At 52.4% G+C, this 5,441-nt stretch carries 2 tRNA genes and 2 rRNA genes; all 4 read left to right on the top strand.

Annotated features, from left to right (window positions below):
* Positions 1–365: 365 nt before the first annotated feature.
* Positions 366–1,902 (top strand): 16S ribosomal RNA (locus DHB74_RS16595).
* A gap of 108 nt (positions 1,903–2,010) precedes the next feature.
* Positions 2,011–2,087: transfer RNA gene (locus DHB74_RS16590), tRNA-Ile, on the top strand.
* Positions 2,088–2,111: 24 nt separating this feature from the next.
* A tRNA-Ala gene (locus DHB74_RS16585) sits at positions 2,112–2,187 on the top strand.
* Positions 2,188–2,461: 274 nt separating this feature from the next.
* Positions 2,462–5,352 (top strand): 23S ribosomal RNA (locus DHB74_RS16580).
* The 16S and 23S rRNA genes sit together here with 2 tRNA genes alongside, the layout of an rRNA operon.
* The last annotated feature ends 89 nt before the right edge of the window (positions 5,353–5,441 follow it).

The following is a 5,441-nucleotide window of genomic DNA, read 5'->3' as shown; positions in this document are numbered from 1 at the left end:
CATCGCTTTTTCAGGGTGAGAAAGGATTTTCAGGAAGGCGTTGACACGGGGTATGACTCCTGTAGAATGCGCCTCCCTGGCCCGGAACAGCAGCAGCGTTCCAGGCCGATGTGTCAAGCGGTGCAGCGCTGCAAAGCCTCACAAAAAAAGCTTGACAGATCATAAGGTTGGCGTAGAATGCGCGGCCTTGGTTAAGCGGAAACGCGGACCGAATCGCTCTTTAACAAATTGGAATCAAGTAATTCGTGTGGGTGCTTGTGGATGTCGTGATGATCGCAAGATTATCAGCCTACAAGTAACTCGTGAATTCATGAGTTTAGTAAGCTGAGCCAAGTTTAGGGTTTTCTCAAAACCCATGCAGTTTTTAACTGAAGAGTTTGATCATGGCTCAGATTGAACGCTGGCGGCAGGCCTAACACATGCAAGTCGAGCGGAAGAAGGGAGCTTGCTCCCGGATTTAGCGGCGGACGGGTGAGTAACACCTGGGAATCTGCCTGATAGTGGGGGATAACGTCCGGAAACGGGCGCTAATACCGCGTACGTCCTACGGGAGAAAGCAGGGGATCTTCGGACCTTGCGCTATCAGATGAGCCCAGGTCGGATTAGCTTGTTGGTGAGGTAATGGCTCACCAAGGCGACGATCCGTAACTGGTCTGAGAGGATGATCAGTCACACTGGAACTGAGACACGGTCCAGACTCCTACGGGAGGCAGCAGTGGGGAATATTGGACAATGGGGGCAACCCTGATCCAGCCATGCCGCGTGTGTGAAGAAGGTCTTCGGATTGTAAAGCACTTTAAGTTGGGAGGAAGGGCTTTAGGCTAATACCCTGAAGTTTTGACGTTACCGACAGAATAAGCACCGGCTAACTCTGTGCCAGCAGCCGCGGTAATACAGAGGGTGCAAGCGTTAATCGGAATTACTGGGCGTAAAGCGCGCGTAGGTGGTTCAGTAAGATGGGTGTGAAATCCCCGGGCTCAACCTGGGAACTGCATCCATAACTGCTGGGCTAGAGTACGGTAGAGGGTAGTGGAATTTCCTGTGTAGCGGTGAAATGCGTAGATATAGGAAGGAACACCAGTGGCGAAGGCGACTACCTGGACTGATACTGACACTGAGGTGCGAAAGCGTGGGGAGCAAACAGGATTAGATACCCTGGTAGTCCACGCCGTAAACGATGTCAACTAGCCGTTGGGAACCTTGAGTTCTTAGTGGCGCAGCTAACGCACTAAGTTGACCGCCTGGGGAGTACGGTCGCAAGATTAAAACTCAAATGAATTGACGGGGGCCCGCACAAGCGGTGGAGCATGTGGTTTAATTCGAAGCAACGCGAAGAACCTTACCTGGCCTTGACATGCAGAGAACTTTCCAGAGATGGATTGGTGCCTTCGGGAACTCTGACACAGGTGCTGCATGGCTGTCGTCAGCTCGTGTCGTGAGATGTTGGGTTAAGTCCCGTAACGAGCGCAACCCTTGTCCTTAGTTACCAGCACGTTATGGTGGGCACTCTAAGGAGACTGCCGGTGACAAACCGGAGGAAGGTGGGGATGACGTCAAGTCATCATGGCCCTTACGGCCAGGGCTACACACGTGCTACAATGGGGGATACAAAGGGTTGCCAAGCCGCGAGGTGGAGCTAATCCCATAAAGTCTCTCGTAGTCCGGATTGGAGTCTGCAACTCGACTCCATGAAGTCGGAATCGCTAGTAATCGTGGATCAGAATGCCACGGTGAATACGTTCCCGGGCCTTGTACACACCGCCCGTCACACCATGGGAGTGGGTTGCACCAGAAGTAGCTAGTCTAACCTTCGGGAGGACGGTTACCACGGTGTGATTCATGACTGGGGTGAAGTCGTAACAAGGTAGCCGTAGGGGAACCTGCGGCTGGATCACCTCCTTAATCGAAAGATCACACGCTTTTTCAAGCACTCACACGAATTACTTGATTCCGAAAGAAAGGCGATTAGGTCTGTAGCTTTAACGCAACAGGTAGCAGGCCGAGATAATTGGGTCTGTAGCTCAGTTGGTTAGAGCGCACCCCTGATAAGGGTGAGGTCGGCAGTTCGAATCTGCCCAGACCCACCAATTGTCGAGGTGTCAGGTCTGAACGGGGCCATAGCTCAGCTGGGAGAGCGCCTGCCTTGCACGCAGGAGGTCAGCGGTTCGATCCCGCTTGGCTCCACCAGGACAGCAGCTGCCATCGCCGGTACTCGATAAGAGTTCATACATGAATGATCCCAGGGATTTATGACGGGATGATTGATGTCTGATCTTTGATCAGTCGCTCTTTAACAATGTGGAAAAGTGATAGAAGTAAGACAAGACATAACGGGTGTTTCACTGCACACGTTATGGCTAAGGTAACTTGTAATCTCAAGTGCAAGTTCCGGATTGTCGTGAAATCATGTCAAGACATAGGCTTTGAGCAATCGGCGCAAGCAGATTGTTTGGGGTTATATGGTCAAGTGAATAAGCGCATACGGTGGATGCCTTGGCAGTCAGAGGCGATGAAAGACGTGGTAGCCTGCGAAAAGCTTCGGGGAGGTGGCAAACGACCTTTGATCCGGAGATCTCTGAATGGGGAAACCCACTCAACATAAGTTGGGTATCACACACTGAATACATAGGTGTGTGAGGCGAACCCGGGGAACTGAAACATCTAAGTACCCGGAGGAAAAGAAATCAACCGAGATTCCCCAAGTAGTGGCGAGCGAACGGGGAGCAGCCCTTAAGCGGTATTGAGTCTAGTGGAACGCTGTGGAAAAGGCGGCCATAGTGGGTGATAGCCCCGTACACGAAAGACTCTTTGCCGTGAAATCGAGTAGGTCGGCGCACGTGAAACGTTGACTGAACATGGGGGGACCATCCTCCAAGGCTAAATACTCCTGACTGACCGATAGTGAACCAGTACCGTGAGGGAAAGGCGAAAAGAACCCCTGTGAGGGGAGTGAAATAGATCCTGAAACCGTATGCGTACAAGCAGTGGGAGCCGACTTGTTCGGTGACTGCGTACCTTTTGTATAATGGGTCAGCGACTTATATTCAGTGGCGAGCTTAACCGTCTAGGGGAGGCGTAGGGAAACCGAGTCTTAATAGGGCGTTTAGTCGCTGGGTATAGACCCGAAACCGGGCGATCTATCCATGGGCAGGTTGAAGGTGCCGTAACAGGCACTGGAGGACCGAACCGACTACCGTTGAAAAGTTAGCGGATGACTTGTGGATAGGAGTGAAAGGCTAATCAAGCTCGGAGATAGCTGGTTCTCCTCGAAAGCTATTTAGGTAGCGCCTCGTGTATCACCACTGGGGGTAGAGCACTGTTTGGGCTAGGGGGTCATCCCGACTTACCAACCCCATGCAAACTCCGAATACCAGTGAGTGCAGAGCACGGGAGACACACGGCGGGTGCTAACGTCCGTCGTGAAAAGGGAAACAACCCAGACCGTCAGCTAAGGTCCCAAAGTTATGGTTAAGTGGGAAACGATGTGGGAAGGCTTAGACAGCTAGGAGGTTGGCTTAGAAGCAGCCATCCTTTAAAGAAAGCGTAATAGCTCACTAGTCGAGTCGGCCTGCGCGGAAGATGTAACGGGGCTCAAACCATACACCGAAGCTACGGGTGCATCTTAGGATGTGCGGTAGAGGAGCGTTCTGTAAGCCTGTGAAGGTCAATTGAGAAGTTGGCTGGAGGTATCAGAAGTGCGAATGCTGACATGAGTAACGACAATGGGAGTGAAAAACTCCCACGCCGGAAGACCAAGGGTTCCTGCGCAACGTTAATCGACGCAGGGTGAGTCGACCCCTAAGGCGAGACCGAAAGGTGTAGTCGATGGGAAACGGGTTAATATTCCCGTACTTCTGGTTACTGCGATGGGGGGACGGAGAAGGCTAGGCCAGCACGGCGTTGGTTGTCCGTGTTTAAGGTGGTAGGCTGAGATCTCAGGTAAATCCGGGATCTTAAGGCCGAGAACTGATGACGAGTGTTCTTTTAGAACACGAAGTGGTTGATGCCATGCTTCCAGGAAAAGCCTCTAAGCTTCAGGTAACTAGAAATCGTACCCCAAACCGACACAGGTGGTCAGGTAGAGAATACCAAGGCGCTTGAGAGAACTCGGGTGAAGGAACTAGGCAAAATGGCACCGTAACTTCGGGAGAAGGTGCGCCGGCTAGGGTGAAGGACTTGCTCCGTAAGCTCTGGCTGGTCGAAGATACCAGGCCGCTGCAACTGTTTATTAAAAACATAGCACTCTGCAAACACGAAAGTGGACGTATAGGGTGTGACGCCTGCCCGGTGCCGGAAGGTTAATTGATGGGGTTAGCTTCGGCGAAGCTCTTGATCGAAGCCCCGGTAAACGGCGGCCGTAACTATAACGGTCCTAAGGTAGCGAAATTCCTTGTCGGGTAAGTTCCGACCTGCACGAATGGCGTAATGATGGCGGCGCTGTCTCCACCCGAGACTCAGTGAAATTGAAATCGCTGTGAAGATGCAGTGTATCCGCGGCTAGACGGAAAGACCCCGTGAACCTTTACTATAGCTTTGCACTGGACTTTGAATTTGCTTGTGTAGGATAGGTGGGAGGCTGTGAAGCGTGGACGCCAGTTCGCGTGGAGCCAACCTTGAAATACCACCCTGGCAACTTTGAGGTTCTAACTCTGGTCCGTTATCCGGATCGAGGACAGTGTATGGTGGGTAGTTTGACTGGGGCGGTCTCCTCCTAAAGAGTAACGGAGGAGTACGAAGGTGCGCTCAGCACGGTCGGAAATCGTGCGTAGAGTATAAAGGCAAAAGCGCGCTTGACTGCGAGACCAACACGTCGAGCAGGTACGAAAGTAGGTCTTAGTGATCCGGTGGTTCTGTATGGAAGGGCCATCGCTCAACGGATAAAAGGTACTCCGGGGATAACAGGCTGATACCGCCCAAGAGTTCATATCGACGGCGGTGTTTGGCACCTCGATGTCGGCTCATCACATCCTGGGGCTGAAGCCGGTCCCAAGGGTATGGCTGTTCGCCATTTAAAGTGGTACGCGAGCTGGGTTTAGAACGTCGTGAGACAGTTCGGTCCCTATCTGCCGTGGACGTTTGAGATTTGAGAGGGGCTGCTCCTAGTACGAGAGGACCGGAGTGGACGAACCTCTGGTGTTCCGGTTGTCACGCCAGTGGCATTGCCGGGTAGCTACGTTCGGAAAAGATAACCGCTGAAAGCATCTAAGCGGGAAACTTGCCTCAAGATGAGATCTCACCGGGGACTTGATCCCCCTGAAGGGCCGTCGAAGACTACGACGTTGATAGGCTGGGTGTGTAAGCGTTGTGAGGCGTTGAGCTAACCAGTACTAATTGCCCGTGTGGCTTGACCATATAACGCCCAAACAATTTGGGCCATGGCCTGACACATTGATTGAACGACAAGCTGGAACGGCACGAGATTACAGTGACCTCCTTGTTAA

Source organism: Pseudomonas sp. G11-1 (assembly GCF_024031555.1).
Classification (GTDB): Bacteria; Pseudomonadota; Gammaproteobacteria; order Pseudomonadales; family Pseudomonadaceae; genus Halopseudomonas; species Halopseudomonas bauzanensis.
Note: the sequence above shows the minus strand (reverse complement) of the source record. Positions and strands in the feature narration are given on the sequence as shown.